Origin of the sequence: Desulfovibrio desulfuricans (assembly GCF_004801255.1) — a bacterium.
GTDB lineage: Bacteria > Desulfobacterota > Desulfovibrionia > Desulfovibrionales > Desulfovibrionaceae > Desulfovibrio > Desulfovibrio desulfuricans_C.
The window spans coordinates 337877-363173 of sequence record NZ_CP036295.1; the positions used below are offsets into that span (position 1 = coordinate 337877).

At 61.5% G+C, this 25297-nt stretch carries 15 protein-coding genes; 4 read left to right on the forward strand and 11 right to left on the reverse strand.

The features are described from left to right. Positions 1-5: 5 nt before the first annotated feature. The 5 genes from ahbD to recA all read right to left on the reverse strand — a co-directional run bounded on the left by ahbD (position 6) and on the right by recA (position 7506). Positions 6-1229, reverse strand: a complete 1224-nt coding sequence (gene ahbD, locus DDIC_RS01325) for a heme b synthase (RefSeq protein ID WP_136398780.1) — start codon at positions 1227-1229, stop codon at positions 6-8. Further along, a complete protein-coding gene (gene hemB / locus DDIC_RS01330) occupies positions 1229-2215 on the reverse strand; it encodes a porphobilinogen synthase (RefSeq protein WP_136398781.1) in 987 nt (328 codons plus the stop codon). Before hemB ends, ahbD begins: the two co-directional genes overlap by 1 nt. Before the next feature lie 259 nt (positions 2216-2474). Next, positions 2475-3659: a 12,18-didecarboxysiroheme deacetylase gene (gene ahbC, locus DDIC_RS01335; protein ID WP_136398782.1), complete on the reverse strand. Its 1185-nt coding sequence runs from the start codon at positions 3657-3659 to the stop codon at positions 2475-2477. Between the two features lie 10 nt (positions 3660-3669). Continuing rightward, positions 3670-6345 carry an alanine--tRNA ligase gene (gene alaS / locus DDIC_RS01340; RefSeq protein WP_136398783.1) on the reverse strand — a complete coding sequence of 892 codons (2676 nt, stop codon included), beginning with the start codon at positions 6343-6345 and terminating at the stop codon, positions 3670-3672. Between the two features lie 78 nt (positions 6346-6423). Next, positions 6424-7506, reverse strand: a complete 1083-nt coding sequence (gene recA / locus DDIC_RS01345; protein ID WP_136398784.1) for a recombinase RecA — start codon at positions 7504-7506, stop codon at positions 6424-6426. A 212-nt stretch (positions 7507-7718) separates the two neighbouring features. On the opposite strand from recA, the gene DDIC_RS01350 reads away from it, so the two are divergent. From DDIC_RS01350 to DDIC_RS01365, 4 genes are all read left to right on the forward strand, one after another. Continuing rightward, complete coding sequence (locus tag DDIC_RS01350) at positions 7719-8873, forward strand: DUF814 domain-containing protein (protein ID WP_136398785.1); 1155 nt, start codon at positions 7719-7721, stop codon at positions 8871-8873. Between the two features lie 319 nt (positions 8874-9192). Beyond that, positions 9193-9555: an RNA polymerase-binding protein DksA gene (gene dksA, locus DDIC_RS01355; protein WP_136398786.1), complete on the forward strand. Its 363-nt coding sequence runs from the start codon at positions 9193-9195 to the stop codon at positions 9553-9555. 411 nt (positions 9556-9966) lie between these two features. After that, complete coding sequence (locus DDIC_RS01360) at positions 9967-11628, forward strand: NFACT RNA binding domain-containing protein (RefSeq protein ID WP_136398787.1); 1662 nt, start codon at positions 9967-9969, stop codon at positions 11626-11628. A 39-nt stretch (positions 11629-11667) separates the two neighbouring features. Continuing rightward, entirely contained in the window at positions 11668-12381 is a 714-nt protein-coding gene (locus DDIC_RS01365) for a hypothetical protein (RefSeq protein WP_136398788.1), read from the forward strand. 85 nt (positions 12382-12466) lie between these two features. Here DDIC_RS01365 and DDIC_RS01370 read toward each other — a convergent pair whose 3' ends face one another. The 6 genes from DDIC_RS01370 to DDIC_RS01395 form a co-directional block, all read right to left on the reverse strand. Then, complete coding sequence (locus tag DDIC_RS01370; protein ID WP_136398789.1) at positions 12467-13678, reverse strand: acetate kinase; 1212 nt, start codon at positions 13676-13678, stop codon at positions 12467-12469. 165 nt (positions 13679-13843) lie between these two features. After that, the gene (gene pta / locus DDIC_RS01375; protein WP_136398790.1) at positions 13844-15958 is read right to left on the reverse strand and encodes a phosphate acetyltransferase; all 2115 of its coding nucleotides are present in this window, start codon (positions 15956-15958) and stop codon (positions 13844-13846) included. A 192-nt stretch (positions 15959-16150) separates the two neighbouring features. After that, positions 16151-19684, reverse strand: a complete 3534-nt coding sequence (nifJ, locus tag DDIC_RS01380) for a pyruvate:ferredoxin (flavodoxin) oxidoreductase (RefSeq protein ID WP_136398791.1) — start codon at positions 19682-19684, stop codon at positions 16151-16153. Positions 19685-20369: 685 nt separating this feature from the next. After that, a complete protein-coding gene (locus DDIC_RS01385; protein WP_136398792.1) occupies positions 20370-22079 on the reverse strand; it encodes an FAD-dependent oxidoreductase in 1710 nt (569 codons plus the stop codon). A gap of 99 nt (positions 22080-22178) precedes the next feature. Further along, entirely contained in the window at positions 22179-24152 is a 1974-nt protein-coding gene (gene selB / locus DDIC_RS01390; protein ID WP_136398793.1) for a selenocysteine-specific translation elongation factor, read from the reverse strand. 131 nt (positions 24153-24283) lie between these two features. After that, positions 24284-25288 carry a chemotaxis protein gene (locus DDIC_RS01395; RefSeq protein WP_136398794.1) on the reverse strand — a complete coding sequence of 335 codons (1005 nt, stop codon included), beginning with the start codon at positions 25286-25288 and terminating at the stop codon, positions 24284-24286. Positions 25289-25297: the final 9 nt, after the last annotated feature.

The following is a 25297-nucleotide window of genomic DNA, read 5'->3' on the forward strand; positions in this document are numbered from 1 at the left end:
ACTGCTCAGGGGTTTTCCTTGCGGCGCATTTTGGCGGGAATATAGGTGCACAGCGGCTCCTCGCCCATATGGTCGCCGTCCATGCTGTGGGCGCGGGCGCGGCAGCCGCCGCAGACCTTGTGGTATTCGCACACGCCGCACTTGCCCGTGTAGCAGGACTGGTCGCGGAACTGCAAAAAGTATTTGCTCTCGCGCCATATCTGCGGAAAGGGCGTTTCGCGCACATTGCCGCAATTCAGCTCCAGATAGCCGCAGGGCTGCACCTGTCCCACATGGCTGATAAAGCAAAAGCCCGTGCCGCCAAGGCAGCCGCGCGTGAGCGCGTCCATGCCAAAGGTTTCGGGCGTAACGCTGATGCCTTCTTCCTTGGCGCGCTGGCGCATGATGCGGTAGTAGTGCGGCGCGCAGGTGGCCTTGAGGTGCATGCTCGTGCTCTTGCGAAAATCGTACAGCCAGTGCAGCACGTCCTCGTATTCCTGCGCGGTGATGACCTGGTCGGCCAGCCCTGAGGCCCGGCCCATGGGCACCAGCAAAAAGATGTGCCACGCGGCAGCGCCGATGCGCTCGCACAGCTCGAATATCTTTTTAAAGCTGCTTAGGTTGTTGCGGGTGACCGTGGTGTTGATCTGAAAAGGCATGCCCACGGATTTGAGGTATTCAATGCCCTGCAGCGAAGCTTCAAACGCGCCGGGTACGCCCCGGAAACTGTCGTGACTTGCCGCGTCGGGTCCGTCAATGGAGATGGAGCAGCGGTTGACGCCCGCGTCCTTGATCATCTGGGCTTTTTCGGGGGTAATCAGCGTGCCGTTGGGCGAAAAGGCGCAGGGCAGCCCCTTGCTGTGAGCGTAGGCCACCAGCTCGTACACGTCGGGCCGCATCATGGGGTCGCCGCCGGTAAAGATGATGATGGGCTTGCCCACCTGCGGAAAGGTGTCGATGAGGGCCTTGGCCTCCGCTGTGGAGAGCTCGCCGTGGTATGGCTCGGGATGCGCCTCGGCGCGGCAGTGCTTGCAGGCCAGATTGCACGAGCGGGTTACCTCCCAGGCGATAAGGCGGCAGGCTGGGCTGCCGTCTTCGAGCGTGCGCAGGGGGGCGGATACTCCGTCCGGGTGGCCGGAGGCGGGGTTGCCCGCAGCGCCTGCAGCATGCCCGCCCGGATGTCCTCCGCCAGGGTGCCCGCCGCCGGGTTGCCCGCCGGGGTGGCCCATGTTGTGGGGGTGGTTGTTCATTATCGTGCCAGTCCTTCACGCAGGATGGTTTCTGTAAAGTAGGTGATGATCATGTCGGCCCCGGCGCGTTTCAGCCCCGTGAGCGATTCCATCATGACCGCGCGCTCGTCGATCCAGCCGTTGAGGCCGGCGGCGCGGATCATGGAATATTCGCCGCTTACCTGATAGGCGCACAGGGGCACGCTGGTATTGTCGCGCACGGTGCGGATGATGTCGCTGTAAGGCCCTGCGGGCTTGACGATGAGCGCGTCCGCGCCTTCCTCAAGGTCGGCAAAGGCTTCAAGCAGCGCCTCGCGGGCGTTGGCCGGGTCCATCTGGTAGGATTTGCGGTCGCCGCAGGCCGGGGCGCTTTCCGCCGCTTCGCGGAAGGGGCCGTAATAGGCCGAGGCGTATTTGACGGCGTAGGACATGATGGGCGTTGTCGCAAGGTCGCCCTCGTCCAGTGCTTCGCGTATGGCGGCCACGCGGCCATCCATCATGTCCGAGGGGGCCACCATGTCCGCGCCTGCGGCCGCATGGCTTACCGCCGTTTGGGCCAGCAGGGGCAATGTTGCATCGTTGAGCACCTCGCCGTCGGGCATGAGCACGCCGCAGTGGCCGTGGCTCATATATTCGCACAGGCACACGTCGGTGATGACGTAGAGCTTGGGCCAGCGGTGCTTGATCAGGCGCACGGCCTGCTGCACGATGCCGTCCTCGGCGTATGCGCCGGAGGCTTTTTCGTCTTTGGTTTCAGGTATGCCAAACAGGATGAGGGAGTTAAGGCCGGTATCAACGGCCTTTTCCACCTGTTTTTCCAGCTCGGCGAGGCAGAGCTGATACTGGCCGGGCATGGAGCCTATTTCTTTACGAAAGCCCCTGTCGGCGGTTTCGACCACAAAGTAGGGCATGATGCAGTCTTCAACAAGAAGGGGCGCGGTTTCGCGCACGAGGGTGCGGAGTTCGGGCGTTGCGCGGAGGCGGCGGCCCCGGTGAAATGTGGTCATGGCTTTGTCCTTTGTTCTGCGCTTTGCAGGTCGGTGCGTGGCCAGCCTGTGCAGCATTGCTGCAGATGATTGCAAGGTTTTATGTACAGCAGGCCCGCAGCAATACATGCGCGTGGCTCTGCCTGCTTGTCTGGTTTGAATTATGCCCTGCTTTCCGCACAAAAAACAAGCGGCGCGCCGGTGCGGACGTAGCTGGCTACGACCGGGGGGCGCGCCGCCATGCGTGCACATTCAGCGGAAAAAGGGCCGCGCTTGCGCGCTACTTAATGCCGATTTCCTCATCCGTCAGATAGCAGGCCGGGTCCTGGGCCCACTCGTCGCCGTAATAGGCTTCGGCGCGGGCGCGGAAGTTGCCGCCGCAGATGTTCAGGAACCGGCACTTGGCGCAGCGCCCCTGAACGTGGGTCTTTTTATCCTTGAGCATGTGCAGGAGTTCGATCTGCGGGTCGTCCCATATCTGCGAGAAGGGACGCTCAAGCACGTTGCCAAAAACGTGGTGACGCCAGAACTGGTCAGCGTGCACCTTGCCGTCCCACGAAATACAGCCGATGCCGCGCCCTGAGCTGTTGCCCTCGTTGTACTGCAAAAGCTCAAAGACTTCTTCAGCCCGCTTGGGATCCTCGCGCTTCATGCGCATCCACACGTAGGGGCCGTCGGCGTGGTTGTCGACGGTAAGGATTTCCTTGGGCTTGCCCGCGTCAAAAAGGGCGCGGGTTTCGTCCATGATCAGGTCGAGCACCTGACGGGTTTCGGCGTGGTCAAGGTCTTCCTTGATCAGCTCGGAGCCTCGGCCCGAGTACACCAGGTGGTAGAAACAGGCGCGCGGCACTTCGAGGTCCTTGAGCAGGCGGAATATGCCGGGGATTTCGGCCACGTTGCGCTTGTTGATGGTAAAGCGCAGCCCCACCTTGAGGCCCTCGGCCTGACAGAGGGCGATGCCTTCAAGGGCTTTTTTAAACGCCCCAGGCACTGCGCGAAACTTGTCATGCACGGCCTCCATGCCGTCCAGCGAAATACCCACGTAGGAGAGGCCCACTTCCTTGAGCTCGCGGGCCTTCTGCTTGGTGATGAGCGTGCCGTTGGTGGAGATAACCGCGCGCATGCCCTTGGCTGTGGCGTGGCTGGCCAGCTCTACCAGGTCTTTGCGCACCAGCGGCTCGCCGCCGGAAAACAGCATGACCGGCGCACCGTAGGCGGCCAGGTCGTTGATCATGGTCTTGGCCTGTTCGGTGCTGATGTCGTCCGTGCCGTCGACTTCGATGGCATGGGCGTAGCAGTGTACGCATTTGAGATTGCAACGCTGGGTCATGTTCCAGACCACAACGGGTTTTTTGTCTTTAGAAAACTGCAGCAGGTGCGAGGGCAATTTGCCCGACTCACGTCCGTAACGCAGTGCGTCGGAAGGCTCAACCTGTCCGCAATACAGTTTGGAAATGCCTATCATGGCCTGATCCTTATTGTTCGATGCGTTGTTTCAGCACGGCAAAGGCCTCATCGATTCCTTCGGCCTTGGTGCCGCCCGCCTGTGCCATGTCGGGTCTGCCGCCGCCTGAGCCGCCGCAAGGGGCGGCAACGTCCTTGATAAGGGCAGGGGCAGTGAATCTGCCGTGCAGGTCTTTGGAAACATACAGCAAAAGCCCAACCTTGCCGTCCTCGGCCGTTGCAAGGCAGGCAACGGTATTTTCAGAAAGGCGCGAACGCACGTCGTCCATGATTTCGCGCAGGGCTTTAACGGGAACATTTTCCAGCTTGGCGGCCAGCATGCGCACGCCGTTTACCTGCTGCGCGCTGGCGGCAAGGTCGGCCCCGGTAACGGGTGCGGCGGCGGCTTTTTCAGACGCTTTGCGCAATTTTTTGATGTCGCCCTGCAGGGCGGCAACGCGCTCGGCCAGCTGACCGGGGCGCGCCTTGAGCTGACCGGCAAGCGCCGCCAGCTCTGCCCGCTGTTCCACGGCCAGGGCGTATGCGTTCCAGCCGGTCACGGCTTCAATGCGCCGGGTTCCGGCGGCCACGCCGCTTTCAGACACGATCATGAAGGCCCCGGCCTCGCCGGTGCGTTCAAGGTGCGTGCCGCCGCACAGTTCCACAGATTCAGGTTCGCTTTTTTCCGCGCCGGAAACTGTGAGCACGCGCACAATATCGCCATATTTTTCGCCAAACAGGGCCATGGCGCCGGTGCCCATGGCTTCGGCCACGGGCATTTCCTTGGCGGTCACGGGCAGGTCGGCCATGATGGCGCGGTTGACGTCGCGCTCAACAGCCGCCAGCTCTTCAGGCGTAAGGGCCGCTATGTGCGAAAAGTCAAAACGCAGGCGGTGCGGGTCGACCAGCGAACCCGCCTGCTTGACGTGCGTGCCCAGCGCGCGGCGCAGGGCCGCGTGCAGCAGGTGCGTGCAGGTGTGGTTGCGGGCGGTGGATTTGCGCTGGTCCGCATCTACCTTGAGGGTGGCCTCGCCGCCCTTATGCAGCTCGCCCTTGGTTACTTCAATTTCGTGCACAAGCAGCGTGGGCGCGGGCTTGTGGGTGGTGATCACCCGCGCCTCGCCCGTAAGGCTTGCCAGCGTGCCCATGTCGCCAGCCTGACCGCCGCCCTCGCCGTAAAAAGGCGTGGCAGCGGTGATGGCGTAGCCGGTCTCGCCCTCGCCGAGGTCGTTGACCTCTTCGCCCTCGCCGTTGAGCAGCAGGGTCAGGGGGCTTTTTTCCGTCAGGCGCTCATAGCCCACAAAGGTGCTTTTAACACCCGCATCCAACAGGGGCTTGAAGACGTTGACGCCGTCGGCCTGACCCAGCAGGCCGCCCTTTTTCTGGTGATCGCGGGCGCGCTTGCGCTGCTCGGCCATGTGTTTTTCAAAACCGGCGGCGTCGGCGGTAAAACCGCGTTTTTCAGCCACGTCGGTAACGATGTCGAGGGGGAAGCCGTAGGTGTCGTACAGCTTGAAGCAGAATTCGCCGGGAATCTGCATCTTGCCGGCGGCCTTGAGGGCGGCCAGCTCTTCGTCCAGCAGCTCCAGGCCCTTTTGCAGGGTAAGGGAGAACCGCTGTTCTTCCTCATGCACCGCGCGGGCGATAAAGTCGGCGTGCTCGACAAGCTCGGGGTAGGCGTCGCCCATGACTTCCGTAACCTTGCGGGCCACCTTGTACATGAAGGGCTCGTTGACGCCTATGAGCGTGGCAAAGCGCAGGGCGCGGCGGATAAGGCGGCGCAGCACGTAGCCGCGGCCCTCGTTGGAGGGCAGCACCCCGCCAGCCACCAGAAAGGCCGCCGAACGGCTGTGATCGGCAATAACGCGCAGGGCCGTATCCACGTCGTTGGCGTCGGGCGCGCTGAAGCTGTAGCTGACGCCCGCCAGAGAGGCCGCGTACTGAATGATTTCCTGAAACAGGTCGCAGTCGAAGTTTGAACGTTTGCCCTGGGCGACGGCGGCCATGCGCTCAAGCCCCATGCCCGTATCAATGTTGGGGTTGGCCAGCGCCACGCGCGTGCCGTCGGCGGACTGGTCAAACTGGGTGAACACGAGGTTCCAGATTTCAAGGAAACGGTCGCAGTCGCAGTTGCCGATGCCGCAGTCGGGTCCGCAGGACATGTCTTCGCCCTGGTCGACGTAGATTTCGGAACAGGGGCCGCAGGGGCCGGTATCGCCCATGGTCCAGAAGTTGTCCTTTTCGCCCATGCGCACGATGCGCTCGGCGGGCAGACCGGCAACCTCGGCCCAGATGTCGGCGGCCTCGTCGTCCTCGCGAAACACCGTAACCCAGAGCTTTTCCTTGGGCAGTTCAAGCTCTTTGGTCACAAATTCCCAGGCCCAGGTGATGGCCTCGCGCTTGAAATAGTCGCCAAACGAAAAGTTGCCCAGCATTTCAAAAAACGTGTGGTGGCGCGCGGTGCGGCCCACGTTTTCGAGGTCGTTGTGCTTGCCCGAAACTCGCAGGCATTTCTGACAGGTGGTGGCCCGGCTGTAGGCGCGTTTTTCTTCACCCAGAAACAGCTTTTTAAACTGCACCATGCCCGCGTTGGTAAACAGCAGGGTGGGGTCGTTGGGTGGGATGATGGGGCCTGATTCGACGATGGCATGCTGATGGCGATGGAAAAATTCGAGATAGCGGCGACGTATTTCTTTGGCAGTGAGCATTTACTGGCTCCGTAATGGGGTCTGCGCGGGCAAAGACCGCGCACCATCGGGGCGCGCGGTCACATGCAAAACTTGGCCTTATTCGTAATTGGGTGCGGGGGCTTCGCCCTCGTCTGCGTCTTCAACGGTGGGCGTAAATTCCTTGGGGTGCAGGCCCAGGAATTCCACAACCTTGGCTTCGATCTGGTTGCGCAGATCAAGGTTTTCGTCCAGCAGGGCACGTACTTTTTCGCGTCCCTGGCCGAGCTTTTCCGCGCCAAAGGCAAACCACGAGCCGCTCTGGTCGATGATTTTGGCTTCAATGCCAAGGTCGAGCAGCTCGCCGGAGCGCGAGATGCCCTGACCATACAGAATATCAAAGATGGCGCTGCGGAAGGGCGGTGCGACTTTGTTTTTGACTACCTTTACCCGGGTGCGCGAGCCAAAGGATTCTTCCTTGTCCTTGAGGGTCTGGATGCGCCGGATGTCCAGGCGCACGGAAGAATAAAACTTGAGCGCGTTGCCGCCGGTGGTGGTCTCGGGGCTGCCGTAGCCCGTCACGCCTATCTTCATGCGGATCTGGTTGATGAAGATGACCGACGTGCGCGATTTGTGGATCGTGCCCGTGAGGCGGCGCATGGCGTGCGACATGAGGCGTGCGTGACCGCCCACCTGCAACTCGCCCATGTCGCCCTCAAGCTCGGCCTGAGGAATAAGGGCGGCCACAGAGTCGACCACCACAAGGTCGATAGCGCCGGAGCGCACAAGCATGTCGGCAATGTCGAGGGCCTGTTCGCCGTAGTCGGGCTGCGAGATGAGCAGCTCGTCGGTATTTACGCCGAGATGCTTGGCGTACGAAACGTCAAGGGCGTGCTCCGCGTCCACAAAGGCGCAGGTGCCGCCCTGTTTTTGGCACTCGGCGATAATGTGCAGGGTGAGCGTGGTCTTGCCCGAAGATTCCGGGCCAAAAATTTCGCTGATGCGCCCGCGTGGTATGCCGCCCACCCCAAGGGCCAGGTCAAGGCCAATGGAACCAGTCGGGATAACAGGGATATTAACATGGGCTTCGTCGGAAAGCTTCATCACCGCGCCCTTGCCGTACTTGCGTTCAATGGTGGCAAGTGCGGTGCCCAAGGCCTCGGCGCGCGCGTTTTCCTGACTCATGGCCGGTTTTTTCGCCATAGCTCACTGCTCCGGGTAAAAATATCTTCAAGCGCATTAATGTAGCAGACCAAGGCAAGCAAGGCAAATGCTGGATGCCCATCTGACCTGCCGTATTCGCTGCCTGTTTAATAATTATAATTCTCAATAGCTCACAAATCAAGTAGGAGAATGGCACGGCCACCCGCCGCTACTCCCTTGCGTACGGGCCCGTGCTGTCGTACAAGCGCGGCATGAGCGATTCTCCACAAATCATAGTGTTGTTTTCTGGCGGGCTCGACAGTCTGCTGACGGCCAAGCTGCTGGAGCGGCAGGGCCTCAGGGTGCGCTGCCTGCATTTTTATTCGCCCTTTTTTGGCGGCGAGGCCCTGGCGGCGCACTGGAGCAAGGTTCACGGGCTGGATGTCGTCAGCCGGGACGTTGGGCCGCAGTTTGCGGCCATGCTGCGCCAAAGGCCGGAACACGGCTTTGGCAAGGTGCTGAACCCTTGCGTGGACTGCAAAATTCTGCTGTTGCGCGAGGCCCGCGCATATATGGAAAGCGTGGGTGCGCAGGCCCTTGCCACGGGCGAGGTGCTGGGACAGCGCCCCATGTCGCAGCGGCGCGACACGCTGAATGTTATTCTGCGCGATGCGGGCGTGAGCAATTTTTTGCTGCGGCCCTTGTGCGCGCACCATCTGCAGCCCACCCCCGTCGAAGAAAGCGGGCTTGTGGACCGCTCGCGTCTTTTGGGCATCTGGGGCCGGGGGCGCACCGAGCAGCTGGCCCTGGCCAAGGAATACGGCATTACGGAAATCCCCACTCCGGGCGGCGGCTGCCGCCTGACAGAGCGCGAAAACGCCCGTCGGTACTGGTTGGTGCTCACCCGCCTGCCGCAGCCCACAGCGGGCGACTTTACGCTTGCCAACCTTGGTCGTCAGTTTTGGCACAGCGAGGGACAAAGCCACTACTGGCTGTGCGTGGGGCGCAACAGCGCCGACAATGACCTGCTGGCCGCCGCTGCTGGGCCGGACGACCTTGTCCTGCGCATGCGCGACATGCCGGGGCCGCTGGCGCTGGCGCGCAACGGAGCCTTGTGGCCCGAGGATGTGTTGGGCACGGCCTGTCAGATGGCGGCCTCTTACGCGCCCAAGGCTGTAGCCACCGGGGGGCCGGTATTTGTACGCGCCCGCAGGGGAGAGGAATTCAAGGATATTCTGGTGCCGACCCAGCGCTGCGAAGCACTGTGGAACGAGCCAGCCTGGGACGAGATCAAGGGCGTCATCCGCGCGGAGGCCAGAGAACGGCAGGCTGTTCAGGACGCCGCCAGAGCGGCGGCGCGCGAAGCCCGCTATGAGGCGGAGCGGCTCGAAGCCGGACTGCACGCCGACGACGGCCCGCAAGCCTGATTGTAACGCAAATGTAATCAGCTTCAGCCCGTTGCCCGCATGGCCCCGGTTACTCCAGGGCGAGCTGTTTGCGGGCGGATCTCACAACAGCACGCTTTACAGATTCTTGAGTGCGCTGCTTTACAAAGGTTGCACATGCAGCTATAGGAATCCATTGCATCAAAAGAGCATTTTCACTGCGAGGTGCTCTGAGCGGGCCATGCCGCAGCATGGCTGGCCAACGCGGGGCAAGCGGCGCAAATTGCTTGCGTCACGCCCGTACCGGCTAACTCAGTAGACCGTTCATGCGCCCCCCAGCGGCGTCCGCCGGAGGATTTAAATGGATCACAAGGATTTGGAATATTTTCGCAAGCTTCTTTCTGGCATGCTTGAAGAAGCTAAGCAAAAGGGCGACAGCACCCTTGAAGAACTGACGGATAGCAACGAAGTGTTCGCCGACCCGGCTGACCGCGCCACTGCAGAATCCGACAGGGCTTTTACCCTGCGTATCCGTGACCGTGAGCGCCGCCTGATCCGCAAGATTCAGGCAGCCCTCACCCGCATAGATGATGGAACCTACGGGATTTGCGAAGAGTGCGGCGACGACATCAGCGTCCCCCGCCTCAAGGCCCGGCCTGTTACGCGGTTGTGCATCAACTGCAAGGCCAAGCAGGAAGAAGACGAACACCTTCGCGGCGATTAGCGTCAGCTTTTGTTGCTATAGCGGTACTGTTTCTTTGCTGATTGGTCAGGCGGCTTGCTGGGCAACGCACCGCCCGCTTGAGTTTGCTTGCGTGCGAAAAGCGCGGCAGGGCAGAGGCATGCCGTCAGGGCCCCGCGCAGTCTGTAAGGGGCTAGCCCCTTGCGGTCTTGTTGCGGCCTAACAGCATGCGGGCGGGCAGGCTTGAGCCCTTGCCTTACTCCGCAGCCCGTGCGTCTGCGCCGTCAGCATGAATCGTCATGGTTGACGGGCAACGGCTGAAGTATCGCACCTGTTTTCAGTATGGCGGTCATGGTCGTCAGGACCGGGCCGCTGTAATGGTTTTTTGCGGCTTTGTTTTGGACGGGCCGTCGCTCCAGATTCCCCACCCCTTCCCGCAAGCCGGGTTTTTCTATGGATGCCCATCTTTTTCGCCGTTTTTGTGAAGACCTGGCCCCTCTGCTCGTGGGCGCGCGGGTCGAAAAAATTCAGGAACCCGCCGAGGGCCTTCTGGCACTTATGATTTACAGCCGAGGGCGCAAACGGCAACTTTGCCTGCGCTTTGGCCGCAAGGATTCTTTCTGCTTTGTCACCACGCAGCGCATCAGCGTGGGGCGGGCGCCCTCAGCCCCTGTCATGCGCCTGCGCAAGTATGCGGCCGGGCGGCGCATTGCGGCCTGCGTGCCGCAGTGGAGCGAGCGCCGTCTGTGGCTGCTGCTTGGCGGCGGTGCGGATGCGGCGTCACCTCAGGCCGACGGCGAGACATCCGCGCGGCAACCTTGCCTGACTTGGCTGCTGCTTGACCTGCGCGAAGGCCCCTCGCTGCGTTTTATTGGCGAGGGCGAAACGCCGGAGGAGGATCAGCCCCCGTGGCCGAGGCCTGACCAGTTGGGCACGGCCTTGCCAAACTGGCGCGAGTGGGCTGTGCTTACGCCCGCGCTGCGTCGCACCCTTGCCTGCCTGGACGAGCCGGAACAGTGGGCACTGCTCGAAGACCTGCGCCTTGGCGGCGGCGACCTGTTTTGTTACGGGCAACGCGGCGAGGCTACGGATGCCGTGCCCGGCCTGCCCCCGCGCCCCGTGCTGGCCGTCAGCGCCTGGCCCTTGCCAGAGGCCCAGCGGCAGACCCTGCGGGGCAAGGATGCCGACGCTCCCGCCATTGAGGAATTTTGCGGCGCGGATGCTCTGGCGCTGACCGAGCTGGCGGGGCAGGATATGGTGCTCTCGCGTCTTGCCGTGGAGCAGGCGCGTGAAGCTGCTCAACCTTTGGATCGGCGCGTGCGCAAACTTATGCGGCTGCTGGACAAACTGCGCGAGGAGGAATCGCGCCTCGGCGGCATGATGGCTTGCCAGGCCGACGCTTTGGCGCTTCAGGCGGAGTTGTGGCGCTGGCCTGCCGAGTTTCGCGCCGCATCCGTCAGTGTGGGGGAAGGGCCGCACGGCCCCGCCCGTGAAATAGCGCTGGATTTGCGCCGCGCTGTGCGCGAAGAAATGGCCCGCCTGTTCCATACGGCCCGGCGCGGTCAGCGCGGCATGGAGCATCTGGCCGATCGCCGCGCCGCTCTGGAGGCGGAGCTGGCCGCCCTGAGGCAGGCTCGCCACGACAGCCTGCTTGGCGTAACCGCTGGCGGCGGCGAGGAAGGCGCGCCCGAGGGCCGTGCAGCGGGCATGGGGCTGGCGACTGCCCTGCCCAAGAATGTGCAGATGTTTATAAGCTCCGACGGTTTTGTGCTGCTGCGCGGGCGCGACGCCAAGGGCAACCTGGCCGCCCGCAAACTGGCTGCCCCGCATGATATCTGGCTGCATGCGGAAAACGGCCCCGGCTCGCACGTGATCATACGCCGCGCCCACGGCGGGCAGGAGGTGCCGCCCCGCACCCTGGATCAGGCCGGGGCGCTGGCCGCCTGCAAAAGCTGGCAAAGGGAAGCCGCACGGGCGCGCATTCAATATGCGGAGGTGCGGCACGTCAAACCCATGCGCAACGCTCCTGCGGGCACGGTGCGCATAGACAAGTCGCTGCCCTCTCGCGAGGTTGCCGTGGATATGTCCCTTGAAGAAACACTGCTGCCCCGATAGGACGGCTGCGGTTGACAGACCCTGTATGGGGGAGGTTGCATGGATTTTACGGTTGAAGGCAAGATTTTTCGGGCCATGAGCCTGCAGGCTGAGGTGCTGTCTACGGCAGCCGGTGCGCCCGCGCAGGAAACCGTTGTTTCGCTGGGCGACCCGGCGGGCACGGAACTGCGCCTGCCGCGCGGCAAAAAGGACTGGCAGGCCGTTGCGCTGCGGCTCGCGCTGGGCGTGGAAGTGCTGCTGCCCCTGCCGCAATCATTTGCGCTGGCCCCGGGCGACGTTGTGACCCTGGGCTGTCTTGGCCCGGCGGATGGGACAGAGCAGGGCTTTGGCGACCAAGGCGCGGTGCTTGATGTCTATGCGGTGGGCAATGCCGCCACGGGCACGACGCACGAATTTGCGGACGCGGTCACGCTGATGAAGCGCTGCGGCCTGACCCGCGCCACAGAATATGAAGTGGAAAAATACCCGCTGAAAAAAGTCTGCAAGGTCAGCGCCATTGTCTTTCTCGTGGGGCTGGTGTGCTTTGGCTTTTTAATGCACCTGTTCACGGAAAGTACGGACGAACTGATGCAGCGGCTGTCCGACGTCCTGCTCATGACCGCCAAATTCGGCGGCGTGTCTGCCCTTGTGGTGGCTGCTGGCGGCGGCCTGTTTGTAAAAAGCTCCAACGACTACAACAGCAGAAAGAAATTTGAGACCTACGTGCGGCAGTTTGAGCAGGCCATGGCAGCGACCCTTGGCATTGCCAAATAGCTGACGCCCGCGCCATATAACCGCTAAAAGGCCGCCTTCACGAAGAAGACGGCCTTTTGCTTTGACATGACTCCCGCAGGCGGGCTTATTTTTTCAGCACTTCCACCGTGGCCAGAGCGATCTGCAGCTCTTCGTTGGTGGGGATGATGATCACGGGAATTTTGCTGTCCGGCGTAGAGATGATGCGCGCGCCGGGCTTGCGGGTGCTGTTTTCTTGCTTGTTGAGCTTGATGCCAAAGGCTTCCAGGCCTTCGCACACCATGGCGCGCACGATGTCGTCGTTTTCGCCGATGCCGGCGGTAAAGACCATGGCGTCCACATTGCCCTCAAGCAGGAAGAAGTAGGAACCAAGGGTCTTTTTGATGCTGCGCACGAGCAGGTTGAGGGCCAGCTCGGCGCGGTCGTTGCCCTTATCCACCTGGGCATGCACGTCGCGCATGTCGGTGTAGCCGCAGATGCCCAGCAGACCGGACTTTTTATTCATCAGCGTGTCGGCTTCGGCGGGGCTCAATCCCTTCTTTTCCATAACAAAAGGCACGATGGCCGGGTCGATGGTGCCGCAGCGGGTACCCATCACAAGGCCTTCCAGCGGGGTGAGGCCCATGCTGGTGTCGAAGCACTTGCCGTTTTTGACGCAGCTCATGGAAGAACCGTTGCCGAGGTGCATGGTGATGGAGCGCAGCTCGGAAAGGGGCTTGCCGAGGAACTGGGCCGTGGCGTTGGCGATGTACTTGTGCGAGGTGCCGTGGAAGCCGTAGCGGCGGATGCGCAGTTCTTCATACAGCTCGTAGGGCAGAGCGTACATGAAGGCTTCCTTGGGCATGCCCATGCCGAACTCGGTGTCGAACACGGCCACGTTGGGAACGCCGGGGAAGAGTTTTTCCGCCACTTCAATGCCCATGAGGTTGGCGGGGTTGTGCAAGGGGCCAAGCACGGCGCATTCTTCTACAATCTGCTTCACGCGTTCGTTCACCAGTACCGGGTCGCTCACGGCTTCGCCGCCGTGCAGCACGCGGTGGCCGATGGCGTAGATTTCGCTCTTGTCCTTGATGACGCCCTTTTCGGGGTCGGTCAAAAGGGCGATCACCAGCTCCATGGCTTCCACATGGGTGGGGAAGAAGGACTCGCGGACCAGTTTTTCTTCCTTGTCGGTATCAGGGGCGATTTTGTGGGTCAGGCGTCCGCCTTCCTGCCCGATGCGTTCGGCAAGGCCGGAGCAGAGTACGCTGCGCGTGTCCATTTCCAGCAGCTGATACTTGCAGGATGAAGAACCCGCGTTGATCACCAGAATTTTCATAACTATCCCTTTCCTTGAGCGTGTTAATGTCTGATCGCGGGCCGCAGTGTGTGGCGCATGCCTTGCGTCAGCGTTTATTTTTTTGGCGGCGGGTTTACGGCTTGCTGCGGCGGTTTGCCTTGAGGGCAAACCGCCGCAAGCGCGTAAGTGTCGGGCCTGCCCGGTTTATTGCTGCTTGGCTGCGGCCTTTTCGGCTGCGGCCTGAACGGCGGTGATGGCTACGGTATTGACGATGTCGGGCACGGTGCAGCCGCGCGACAGGTCGTTGACAGGCTTGTTAAGGCCCTGCAGCACCGGGCCGATGGCAATGGCCCCGGCAGCGCGTTGCACGGCCTTGTAGGTATTGTTGCCGGTGTTGAGGTCGGGGAAGATAAACACCGTGGCCCTGCCGGCGACCTTGCTGTCGGGCATCTTGGTTTTTGCCACCGAGGGGTCGATGGCGGCGTCGTACTGCAAGGGGCCTTCGAGAGCAAGATCGGGAGCCATTTCCTGTGCGATCTTGGTGGCTTCGACCACCACATCGACGTCGGCGCCCTTGCCGGACGTGCCGGTGGAGTAAGACAGCATGGCCACGCGGGGTTCAATGCCAAAAACCTTGGCCGTATGGGCCGAGGCAATGGCTATTTCGGCCAGCTGCTGCGCGGTGGGGTTGGGGTTGACCGCGCAGTCGCCAAAGGCCAGCACGCGGTCCTTGAGGCACATGAGAAAGACCGACGAAACCACGGAAAAGCCGGGTTTGGTCTTAACAAACTCAAAGGCCGGGCGGATGGTGTGGGCGGTGGTGTTGACCGAGCCGGAGACCATGCCGTCGGCGTCGTCCTTCTTGACCATCATGGTGGCAAAGTAGGTAGAGTCGGTCATGGTGTCGCGGGCCTGCTCGGGGGTGATGCCCTTCTTTTTGCGCAGCTCGTAGTAGGTATTGGCGTAGTCGTCAAACAGCTCGGATTTGACCGGGTCGATGAGCCGCGCCTTGGCGATGTCCAGGCCAAAGGCGCTGGCCTTGGAGCGGATTTCTTCCACATTGCCAAGCAGGATGATTTCGGCCACATCGCGGCGCAGCAGAATATCGGTTGCGCGCAGGATGCGCTCTTCGGTGCCTTCGGCCAGCACGATGCGCATCTTGTTGGCCTTGGCGCGCTGGATGAGTTCGAATTCAAACATCATGGGCGTGATGCGGCTGCTGCGCTCGCTGCCGATGCGGTTTTCGATTTCCTTGCCGTTGACGTGCTGCTCAAAGAGGCCAAGCACGCTGTTGATCTTGCGCAGGTCGGTGGGTTCGATGGGCGCAATGATGCTCTGCAGGGCCATAAAAGCCTTGTAGGTATGGTGCGGCGTCAGCAGTATGGGCAGGGGCGAGCCTGTCCAGCCTTCGATAAATTTGCACACCTGATCAGAGGGGCGAATGCCGCCGGTAAGCAGCACGCCAGCGATGTCGGGCGTCGAGGAGGACAGCCGCGAGGCGATGGCGGCCAGCAGCACGTCGGCGCGGTCGCCGGGGGTGACGATAAGCTGGTCCTTGGCAATGTAGCCGAGCACGTGGTCCACGTGCATGGCGGCGATGAGATAGTCGCCCACGAGCGCATCGAGGCGGTTTTCACCAAAGAGGATTTCCGCGTCCAGGCCTTTTTTTACGTCAGCCATGGTAGGCTGGCCGATGGTGGGGTCGTTGGGCACGGAGAAAATAAGGGCGCGGCGATCCTGCGTGCTGAAATGCGCGCGCAGCTCGTCCAGCTCTGTCTGCGTAAGGTTGCGGCGGTTCACAATGGTGGCAACCACATCCAGCGCGTAGGGCTCGAGGCTGTCCATGGTGATCTGGAGCGAATCACGAATGTCTTCGGCGCTCACATTGTAGCCGCTGGTGACCAGAATGACCGGGCAGCCCAGGTTGGCAGCTATTTCGGCATTGAGTTCAAACTCAAAAACCGGGTCTTTGGCGAGAAAATCAGTGCCGACGCACAGGACGAAATCGTAGGTCTCCAGCAGTTTTTTGTACTTCTGGATGATGTTTTCGATCAGCAGATTGCGCGACCCCTGATTGATGATCTGACGGGCCTCGCGCTGGGTGTAGGCAAAGGTGTCAGCGTAGTCCATGTTGAGCTTGAAGTATTCAAGCATCAGATGGATGTAGGGGTCGCGGTCGTCCCACAGCGGTTCGTTGATGATGGGACGAAAAAAAGCCACTTTGCGCATGCTGCGGCTGAGCAGCTGCATGGCCCCAAGGGCGATGGCGCTCTTGCCCGTCATGGGCCCTGTGGCGGTGATGTATAGACCGTTGTGCATAGTGCCTCCCCTGCTGTGCCGGCAGGCTGGCGGTGTTAACCCGAAAAAAAGGGCGCGAGGGCTTTCCTCGCGCCCAGGCCTTTAACCTCTGATCCTAAGCGTGCTGCGTAGCCCGCGCCCGCAGCAACGTGCCGCCCCCCGGAGGGGAAGCGTGTGCTGTCGGGCGCGGGTCGTCATAACGTCAGACCTCTGCTATTCGGCGCTGGCGTCGGGGTAAGGCAGATTAGCCATCTGCTTGAGCATGGCGTAGCGCTCGGCGTAGGCATCGGCCAGTTCCGCGCGCAGTTTTTTGGAGGCTTCGGGGTTCATCTTTTCCAGAGAGGCGAAGCGGGTTTCGCCGCCCAGGAATTCCTGGATGTTGGCCGAAGGAGCCTTGCTGTCGAGCTGGAAGGGATTTTTCTTTTCCTTGGCCAGTTCGGGATTGTAGCGGTACAGGGGCCAGTAACCGGAAAGCACGGCCATCTTGGCTTCTTCCTGGCTCTTGCCCATGCCCTTGCGCAGACCCTGGTTGATGCAGGGCGCGTAAGCGATGATGAGCGAGGGTCCCTTGTAGGCTTCAGCTTCGCGGAAGGCCTTGAGCACCTGCTGCTTGTCCGCGCCCATGGACACGGAGGCAACGTACACGTAGCCGTAGGTCATGGCCATGCGGCCAAGATCCTTTTTGCCGGTGCGCTTGCCAGCGGCGGCAAACTGGGCCACTGCGCCAAGCGGGGTGGCCTTGGAGGACTGACCGCCGGTGTTGGAGTACACTTCGGTATCCATCAGCAGCACGTTGATGTCGTCGCCGCTGGCGAGGACGTGGTCAAGGCCGCCGTAACCGATGTCGTAGCCCCAGCCGTCGCCGCCGAAGATCCACACGCTCTTCTTGGTGAAGAGGTCGTCCATGTGCCACAGTTCATGGGCCAGGGGGCTGTCAAAGCCTTCCAGGTTGTCCATGATCATTTCGCCGTACTTGCGGGAGCCGTCGGCGTCTTCCTTGTTGTCCAGCCAGCCCTTGAGGGCTTCTTTCAGCTCGGGAGAAGCGGCTTCGTCCTTCAAGGCTTCTTCAACCTTCATGGACAGAAGCGCGCGGCGCTGCTGATAGGCAATGCCCATGCCGCAGCCGTATTCGGCGGCGTCTTCAAACAGCGAGTTGCCCCATGCCGGGCCAAAGCCGTCCTTGTTGGTGCAATAAGGCGTGGTGGGCGAGGAAGCGCCCCAGATGGACGAGCAGCCGGTGGCGTTGGCAACCAGCATGCGTTCGCCGAACATCTGGGTGAGCACCTTGACGTAAGGCGTTTCGCCGCAACCGGCGCAGGCGCCGGAGAACTCGTGCAGGGGCTGCTGCAGCTGCGAACCCTTGACGGTGTCGCGCGACATGAGCTGGTCCTTGAGAGTGATGTTGGCTTCGGCAAACTCGAGGTTTTCCTTCTGGGCAGCCAGCTGGGTTTCCAGGGGCTTCATGACCAGAGCCTTGACCTTGGCGGGGCACACGTCGGCGCACGAGCCGCAGCCCAGGCAGTCTTCAGCGTACACCTGGATGCGGAACTTCATGCCCTTGAGTTCCTTGCCGATGGCGTCCTTGGTGGCAAAGGAGGCGGGAGCGCCAGCCAGTTCTTCTTCAGTGGCAAGCACCGGGCGAATGGCGGCGTGGGGGCACACAAACGAGCACTGGCAGCACTGGATGCAGTTTTCGACCTGCCATTCGGGCACGTCGATGGCGCAGCCGCGCTTTTCGCAGGCGGCGGTGCCAAGGGGCATGAAGCCAGCCGGATCCATGGCGGACACGGGCAGCTTGTCGCCCTGCTGGGCCAGAATGGGACGCACAACGGCGCTGATGTATTCATCCTCGTCGCAGTGGCAGGCGGCGGCGCCTTCGGTGGCTTTGGCCCAGGAAGCGGGGTATTTCACTTCTTCCAGAGCGTCCATGCCCTTGTCCACGGCGGCGATGTTCATGTTGACGATCTTGTCGCCCTTGCTGCCGTAGGTTTTTTTGATGGATTCCTTAAGCAGGTTCACGGCCTTTTCGAAGTCAAGCACGTTGGCCAGCTTGAAGAAGGCGGTCTGCATGATCATGTTGATGCGGCCGCCGAGGCCCACTTCCTGGGCGACCTTGACGGCGTCCACGTTGTAGAACTTCAGCTTTTTGCGGGCGATCACGCGCTTCATGGAGGCGGGCAGGTGCTTTTCCATGTCGGCCAGCGACCAGTTGGAGTTCAGCACAAAAGTGCCGCCGTCCTTGATGCCTTCAAGGATGTCGTACTGGGTCACGTAGGCGGCCTTGTGGCAGGCGACGTAGTCGGCCTTGGTGATCAGGTAGGAAGAAGTGATGGGCTCCTTGCCGAAACGCAGGTGCGAAACGGTGAAACCGCCGGACTTCTTGGAGTCGTAAGCAAAGTAGGCCTGGGCGTAGAGATCGGTGTTGTCGCCGATGATCTTGATGGCCTGCTTGTTGGCGCCCACGGTGCCGTCGGCGCCGAGGCCGAAGAACTTGCACTGCACGGTGCCGGCGGGCACGGTGTCGATTTCCTCTTCCACATCAAGGGAGAGGTAGGTGATGTCGTCGTTGATGCCCACGGTGAAGTGGTTTTTGGGCTGCAGGGCCATCATGTTGTCGAACACGGCCTTGGCCATGCCGGGCGTGAAGTCCTTGGAACCCAGGCCGTAACGGCCGCCCACCAGGGTGGGAGCTTCGCCCTTTTCGAGGAAGGCGGTGCACACGTCCTGATACAGGGGTTCGCCAAGAGCGCCACTTTCCTTGGTGCGGTCAAGCACGGTGATGGTGGTCACGCTGGCGGGCAGGGCGCGCAGCATGTGCTCGGTGGAGAAAGGACGGAACAGGTGAACCTTCACGAGGCCCACGCGCTGGCCCAGGGCGTTGAGGTACTTGACCGTTTCTTCGATGACTTCACAGGAGGAACCCATGGACACGATAACGCGGTCGGCTTCGGGGTGACCCACGTAGTCGAACAGGCGGTACTTGCGGCCGGTGATGGATTCGACCTTCTTCATGTTGTCAAGCACGATGCCGGGAACGGCGTCGTAATAAAGGTTGGAAGCTTCACGGTTCTGGAAGTAGATGTCGGGGTTCTGGGCGGTGCCGCGAATGTGCGGGTGCTCGGGGTTCATGGCGGTGGCGCGGAATTCGGCCACCTTTTCCCAGTTCACCAGGGGACGGATGTCTTCGTAATCAATGGTTTCGATCTTCTGCACTTCGTGCGAGGTGCGGAATCCGTCGAAAAAGTGGCAGAAGGGCAGGCTGGCGTCGATGGCCGAAAGATGCGCCACCAGGGCCAGGTCCATGCATTCCTGCACGGAGGAGGAAGCAAGAAAGCAGAAACCGGTCTGGCGGGCAGCCATCACGTCCTGATGGTCGCCAAAGATGGACAGTGCATGGGAGGCCAGGGCGCGAGCCGAAACATGAAAAACGCCGGGAAGAAGTTCGCCGGCGATTTTGTACATGTTGGGGATCATGAGCAGCAGACCCTGCGATGCCGTGTAGGTGGAGGTAAGCGTACCGGCGGAAAGCATGCCGTGCACTGCGCCAGCGGCGCCTGCTTCGGACTGCATTTCACGCACGTTAACGGTCTGGCCGAGCAGGTTTTTGGTGCCCTTGGTGGCCAGCTGGTCCATGACTTCGCCCATCACGGACGAGGGAGTAATGGGGTAAATGGCTGCCGTTTCCGACAGAGCGTAGGCAATGTGCGCAGTGGCGTTGTTGCCGTCCATAGTTTTCATATGAGCCATCTGTTCCTCCTTGGCGCCCATTGGCGCGCAATGTTTTTACAAAATCGGCTGGGCCGGCTGGGCCCCAAAGATAGTTCCCGCCTGCGGCGGGGACGGGCAACGGCCAATGCCGTGAGGTGAACACAAAATGGAGGCTTGAAGTGGAATCTGTGGTAGGGAAACAGTACCCAATCCGCCCCGGCGCGTCCACCAAAAAAGCTTGGTATCACTGGTTTTGAGGCCTAATGACGCGTTCCGGATTGCCCCGCGGAAGCACGCGTTTTTGCGCTTAACATATAATTGTTTGTTTGAACAGTTTAATAGAGGCTGGAACAAAAAAAAATATGACAATCGCAAGGCACGGAAAATAGTGACAATTTATAAACCAATGCAGGGCGGACAGCGGAGTGTTGATAGGAATGCTGTGTGATTATGAGTGATTATCAAATATGACAGGGGTCAAAAAAATGTTGCAATTTTGTGACCGGACGTTTGTCCGGCGCTGGCGCACATGTATACGCGCGGTATCCGGGCGCGTGCCTGCCGGGCATATCTTGCGCGTCCAAACCGCTGTTGGCGGCAGGGCGCTGCCCTGGCTCCAGGCATGGCGCATGCTGCGTGAGCCAGCCTTGTTGCAGGCGCGCATTGCAGGCAGAAAACGCGGGGGCGGCCAAGGCCGCCCCCGCGCCAGACTGTTGCCTGGGCGCTAAACGGAAAGCCCCATTTTGATGGCCGCCTGCATGCCGCCTGTGGAGTTTACCACATCTGTTATGCCGTTGCGGGCAAGAACCAGCAGGCCGTCATACGCCCGCAGACCCGTGTTGCAGATAATGGCCACGGGGCGGTCCCTGGGAACCTCGCCCACCCTGGCGGCTATTTCTTCAAGCGGCATGGCGTGCCAGTCGGGGTGCTTTTCCTGCACCGACTTGCCTGCCGCCGCCGGGCGGGCATCTATAAAGAACACGTGGTTTTCTTTACGATGCTGCCATAGCTGCATGAACTTGTCGGCGGTAACAGGGGTAAAGCGCCCGGCCAGGGCGTTGTCGGCCACGTTGGCGACCACGTTGACCACGTCCATGGCCGAGGCAAAGGGCGGGGCGTAGGCGACCTCAAGGTTGGAGATGTCCTCCACAGTGGGCTTGGAGTATTGCAGGGCTGCGGCCACAGCATCAATGCGGGCCTTGAGCGAATCGGGATCCACGCAGGCCCCCTGGATGCCAAGCACGCGCCTGGTGGCCTTGTCCACAACCAGCTCGAGGCTCATCATGGATTTTTCGGGGAAAAAGTGGGCGTGGTCCAGCTGCTCCACGCTGACGCTCATGGCGTCAAAGCCTTCCTTGCGGGCGCGGTCAATGGTAAGGCCCACGCCGCAGAAGGCGAGGTCGAAGAGTTTGACCGCCCACGATCCCACAAAGCCGGGGAAGCTGGCATTGCCGCCAGCCAGGTTGGTGCCGATGACGCGCCCCTGGCGGTTGGCCATGCTGCCCAGAGGCAGATAGCCCATCTTGCCGGTGATGATGTTTTTGATGGCAACGCAGTCGCCGCCCGCATAGATGGCGGGGTCGGTGGTGCGCATGTGCTCGTCCACCACTACAGCGCCAAAGGGCGCAACTTCGAGTCCGGCGTCCTTGGCGATCTGTCCGTTGGGGATAAAGCCCGCAGCAAAAATCACCAGCTGGGCGGGTATTTCGCGCTTGTCCGTGACCACCTTGGCAACCGTGCCGTTTGCGCCCTCAAGACGCAGCACTTTTTCAGAGGTGAAAACGTCGACCTTGTGGGCCTTGCAGTCGTTGGCCGCCATGAATGACAGGGGCTGCGACAGTACGCCGGGCAGAATCTGGTCCATCATTTCCACCACGCTGACCTTGACGCCCCACATGTCGGCCAGCGCCACCGCAGCTTCCAGCCCGATAAAGCCGCCGCCCACAATGACAGCCTCGCTCACCTTGCCCTCCTGGCAGGCGGCGCGTATGGCCCCGGCCGCTTCCAGCCGGGTGAGGGACAGCACGTTTTTAAGCTCCTTGCCCTCAATGGGAGGCACGCGGGGGCTTGCGCCGGTGGCGAGCACCAGCTTGTCGTACGGCAGCTTTTCTTCCTTGCCGGAGACGACATCTTTGACCAGCAGGGTTTTGGCCGCCCGGTCAATGGCCATGGCGCGGGTTTGGGTGCGAACGGTAATGCCCTTCATGTCGCGGAAAAAATCCGGGTCGCGCACGGTGTGGTATGGCGTGGAGCGCAGATCGTCGAGGTTCTGTATTTCACCGGATACATAGTAGGGGATGCCGCAGCCGCCGTAGGAAATGAAGACGTTTTCGTCCACGAGCGTCACTTCCGCATCGGGCATGAGGCGCTTGCAGCGGCACGCCGCCTTGGGCCCCAGGGCAACACCGCCTACTACCAGAATTTTTTCAGACATATCCGGACTCCTTAGTGAAGAGTTATGAGCAAATGAGCATTACAGATATATTTGAGCATTATTATCAAGATGGCAAGAAAAATTGTACCCCCGGCCCCCTCAGCGGCCGCGATACCGGCGCTGGTCGCCGACGCGCACCGTTATACGCTCGTTGTCCATGTATTCAAGCAGTGCGATGAGGAACTTGCGCGAAAGGCCCAGCAATTCCTTGAGGCCCGCCACATCCAGATTGTCGTGGCTGGCAAACCAGCCGCGCACGCGGTCGAGAATATCGGTCAGGACCGGGCCGTGATAGTACAGGCCGTCCTTGATCTTGACGAGATCGCCCGATTCGCAGAGCAGGTGCAGTACCGGGGCGGCCTCCTTGGGCGTGACCCCCAGCGCCTCGAGCACATCTTTGGCGTTGGGCGGCGTAAGGCCCGCCGAGGCGTGCGCGTCCAGCAGCTTTTGCCGCAGCCCGGCCTGGTCGGCCGCAAGGCTTACAATGTGGGACTGCAGGCGCAGGCCTTCGCCCTCAGTAACCAGCAGCCCCTGCTTCATGGCCTGGTCCAGAACCTTTTGCACCAGCTTGGGCGGCAGGTTGCGGCTCCAGCCCGTGCACAGCGCGCCACGGGTAAAGCCAGGCTTGAGCGGTTCGCGGCGGTGCAGTTCCGCCCCCCTTTCGAGGCAGGCCGCCAGCAGTTTTTCAAAGGGAATTTTGGCAATCCAGCAGCGGCTTTCCTTGTCCCAGCACAGGGCCTCGCCACGGGTGGAGAGCATCTGCAGGGCAGCCTCCACAGCCGGTCGGGCAAGGCCTGTCAGGGCGCGCAGGCGCGCCTCGTCGGCGCCGCCTGCCCCGCACAGGGTCAGCGCGCCGCCAAGCATCTGGGCGCGGGCCTCGTCGCGCGCCTTGGCCTCGGCCTTGCCGCCGCCCATGGCCTCTGCCGCGTTGTGCAGCTCGGGCAGGGCCTGCAGCTGGCGCAGCTTGTCGGCCAGTTCAGGATCTTTTGCCCGCAGCTCGGGCGGCAGCGGGCTGACCAGCAGGCCGCCCGCCACAGTGCGCAGTGGCGAGTAGGCGCGCAGCACGCAGTGGTCGCCAAACACGCCCACCATGGGCTCCTTGAAGCGCAGCTCCGCCAGAGCTGTTTCGCCGGGGGCCAGCTTGTCCCTGTCGCGAAAGACCACCCGCGCCGCGCATTCGCGCGTGCCGTGGTGAAAATGTATCTCAACCCTCTGGCGCAGGGCCCTGGGGGCAGATGAAAGGCAGGTAAGACGCACCAGCCATCGGCTGGAGGGAAACAGCTCGCCTGGCCGCGCCAGCACAAAGCCCCGGTCGATGTCGTCCACGTCAAGGCCCTGTACGTTGACGGCGCAGCGCTGCCCCGGCTGTACCGAGTCCGCAGGCTTGCCGTGGCGTTGCAGCCCACGGGCGCGTGTGGGCAGGTCGGCTGGCATAAAGCGCAGCTCGTCGCCCAGATTGCACACGCCGGAGATGACCGTGCCGGTCACCACCGTGCCATGGCCCTTCATGCTGAAAACACGGTCCACCGGCAGGCGAAAAATATCGCTGCGGCGCTGGGCTGGCAGGTCGGCCGCCGTGCGTACAAGGTAGTCGCGCAGGGCGTCTATGCCCTCGCCGGTGGTAGCAGAAACGGGAAAAATCGGTGCGCCGTCAAGAAATGTGCCCGCCAGAAAGCCGCGCACTTCTTCCTGCACCATTTCAAGCCAGTCGGCATCCACCATGTCGGTCTTGGTAAGGGCCACAAGGCCGGTGCGGATGCCAAGCAGGGAGCATATTTCAAGGTGCTCGCGGGTTTGCGGCATGATGCCCTCGTCGGCGGCAATGACCAGCATGACCATGTCAACGCCCGCCGCCCCGGCCACCATGTTTTTGACAAAGCGCTCGTGGCCCGGCACGTCCACAATGCCCATCCGTTCGCCGCCAGGCAGATCCACCCAGGCAAAGCCCAGCTCAATAGTGATGCCCCGGCGTTTCTCCTCCTGCAGGCGGTCGCAGTCGATGCCCGTAAGCGCCCTTACAAGCGATGTCTTGCCGTGGTCGATGTGCCCCGCCGTGCCTAGCACTACTGCCATAAAAGCTCCTTGGTGGTCTTGGGCCAAGTTTACACTCTGGCAGGGGCCTTTGCAAACTGCAACAAACTCAAAAAGAAAGGGAGGCCCCTGCAAAGGAACCTCCCCCAAAATACCTGCGCGCCCAATGTTTTTTAGGCCTGCTCCTGCGCTCTGGCCTTGATGAGGGCCATGGCCCTGTGGGCCAACTGGGTAACCTCGGGCTTGGAAATCTGGTCGTCCGCGCCCACGCTGACGCCCTTGTGACGCAGCTTGTCAGTAATGAGCGAAGAAAAGAGCAGCACCGGCAGTTTTTTGAGCAGGGAATCTTCCTTGATGCGCAGGGTAAGATTAAGCCCGTCCATGACCGGCATTTCGATGTCTGAAACAACCACATGCACATAATCGGTGATGGGGCGGTTGCTTTCTTCTGCGCTTTTCTTGAAGTCCAGCAGCCGTTCCCAGGCCGCGCGGCCATTGGAAACCACCTCAACGGTAAAGCCCGCCTTTTCAAGCAGGTCGCGCTGCATTTCGCGTATCAGGGCCGAGTCGTCGGCCACCAGGGCGCGGTAGCCTTCGTTGGTCCAGTCTTCGCCAAGGTCGTCGAGCCTGAGCCCCAGTTTGGGGTTGAGGTTGGCAACTACCTTTTCGAGGTCGAGCAGAAAGATAATGCGGTCTTCAAGCTTGACCACGCCGATGACCGTATTGTTGGAAACAGCGGCCACGTATTTGTTCGGCGGCTCCACCTGTTCCCAGCTGATGCGGTGGATGCGGTTGACGCCTGAAACCATAAAGGCCGTGGTGACGTTGTTGAACTCCGTCACAATGGTCTTGGGCTGTTCTTCGTTTTCCGGGTGGGTTTTGCCCAGCCACATGGCCAGGTCCACCAGTGGAATGATGCGCGAGCGCAGGTTAAACGCACCCAGCACGCTGGGGTGCTGCACTTCGGGCAGCGACGTAACCTTGGGCATGCGAATGATTTCAAGCACTTTGGCTACGTTTACACCATAGTAGCCACGATAGGGTCTGGTCGGAACGGGTTCGCCGTTTTCGTCCAGCTGGGGCGCGTCTTCAGAGGGAGGGGTGAATTCTTCAAGATAGAATTCAACCACTTCCAGCTCATTGGTGCCGGCTTCCAGCAGAATATTGGTCTGGGCCATGCTGCCTCC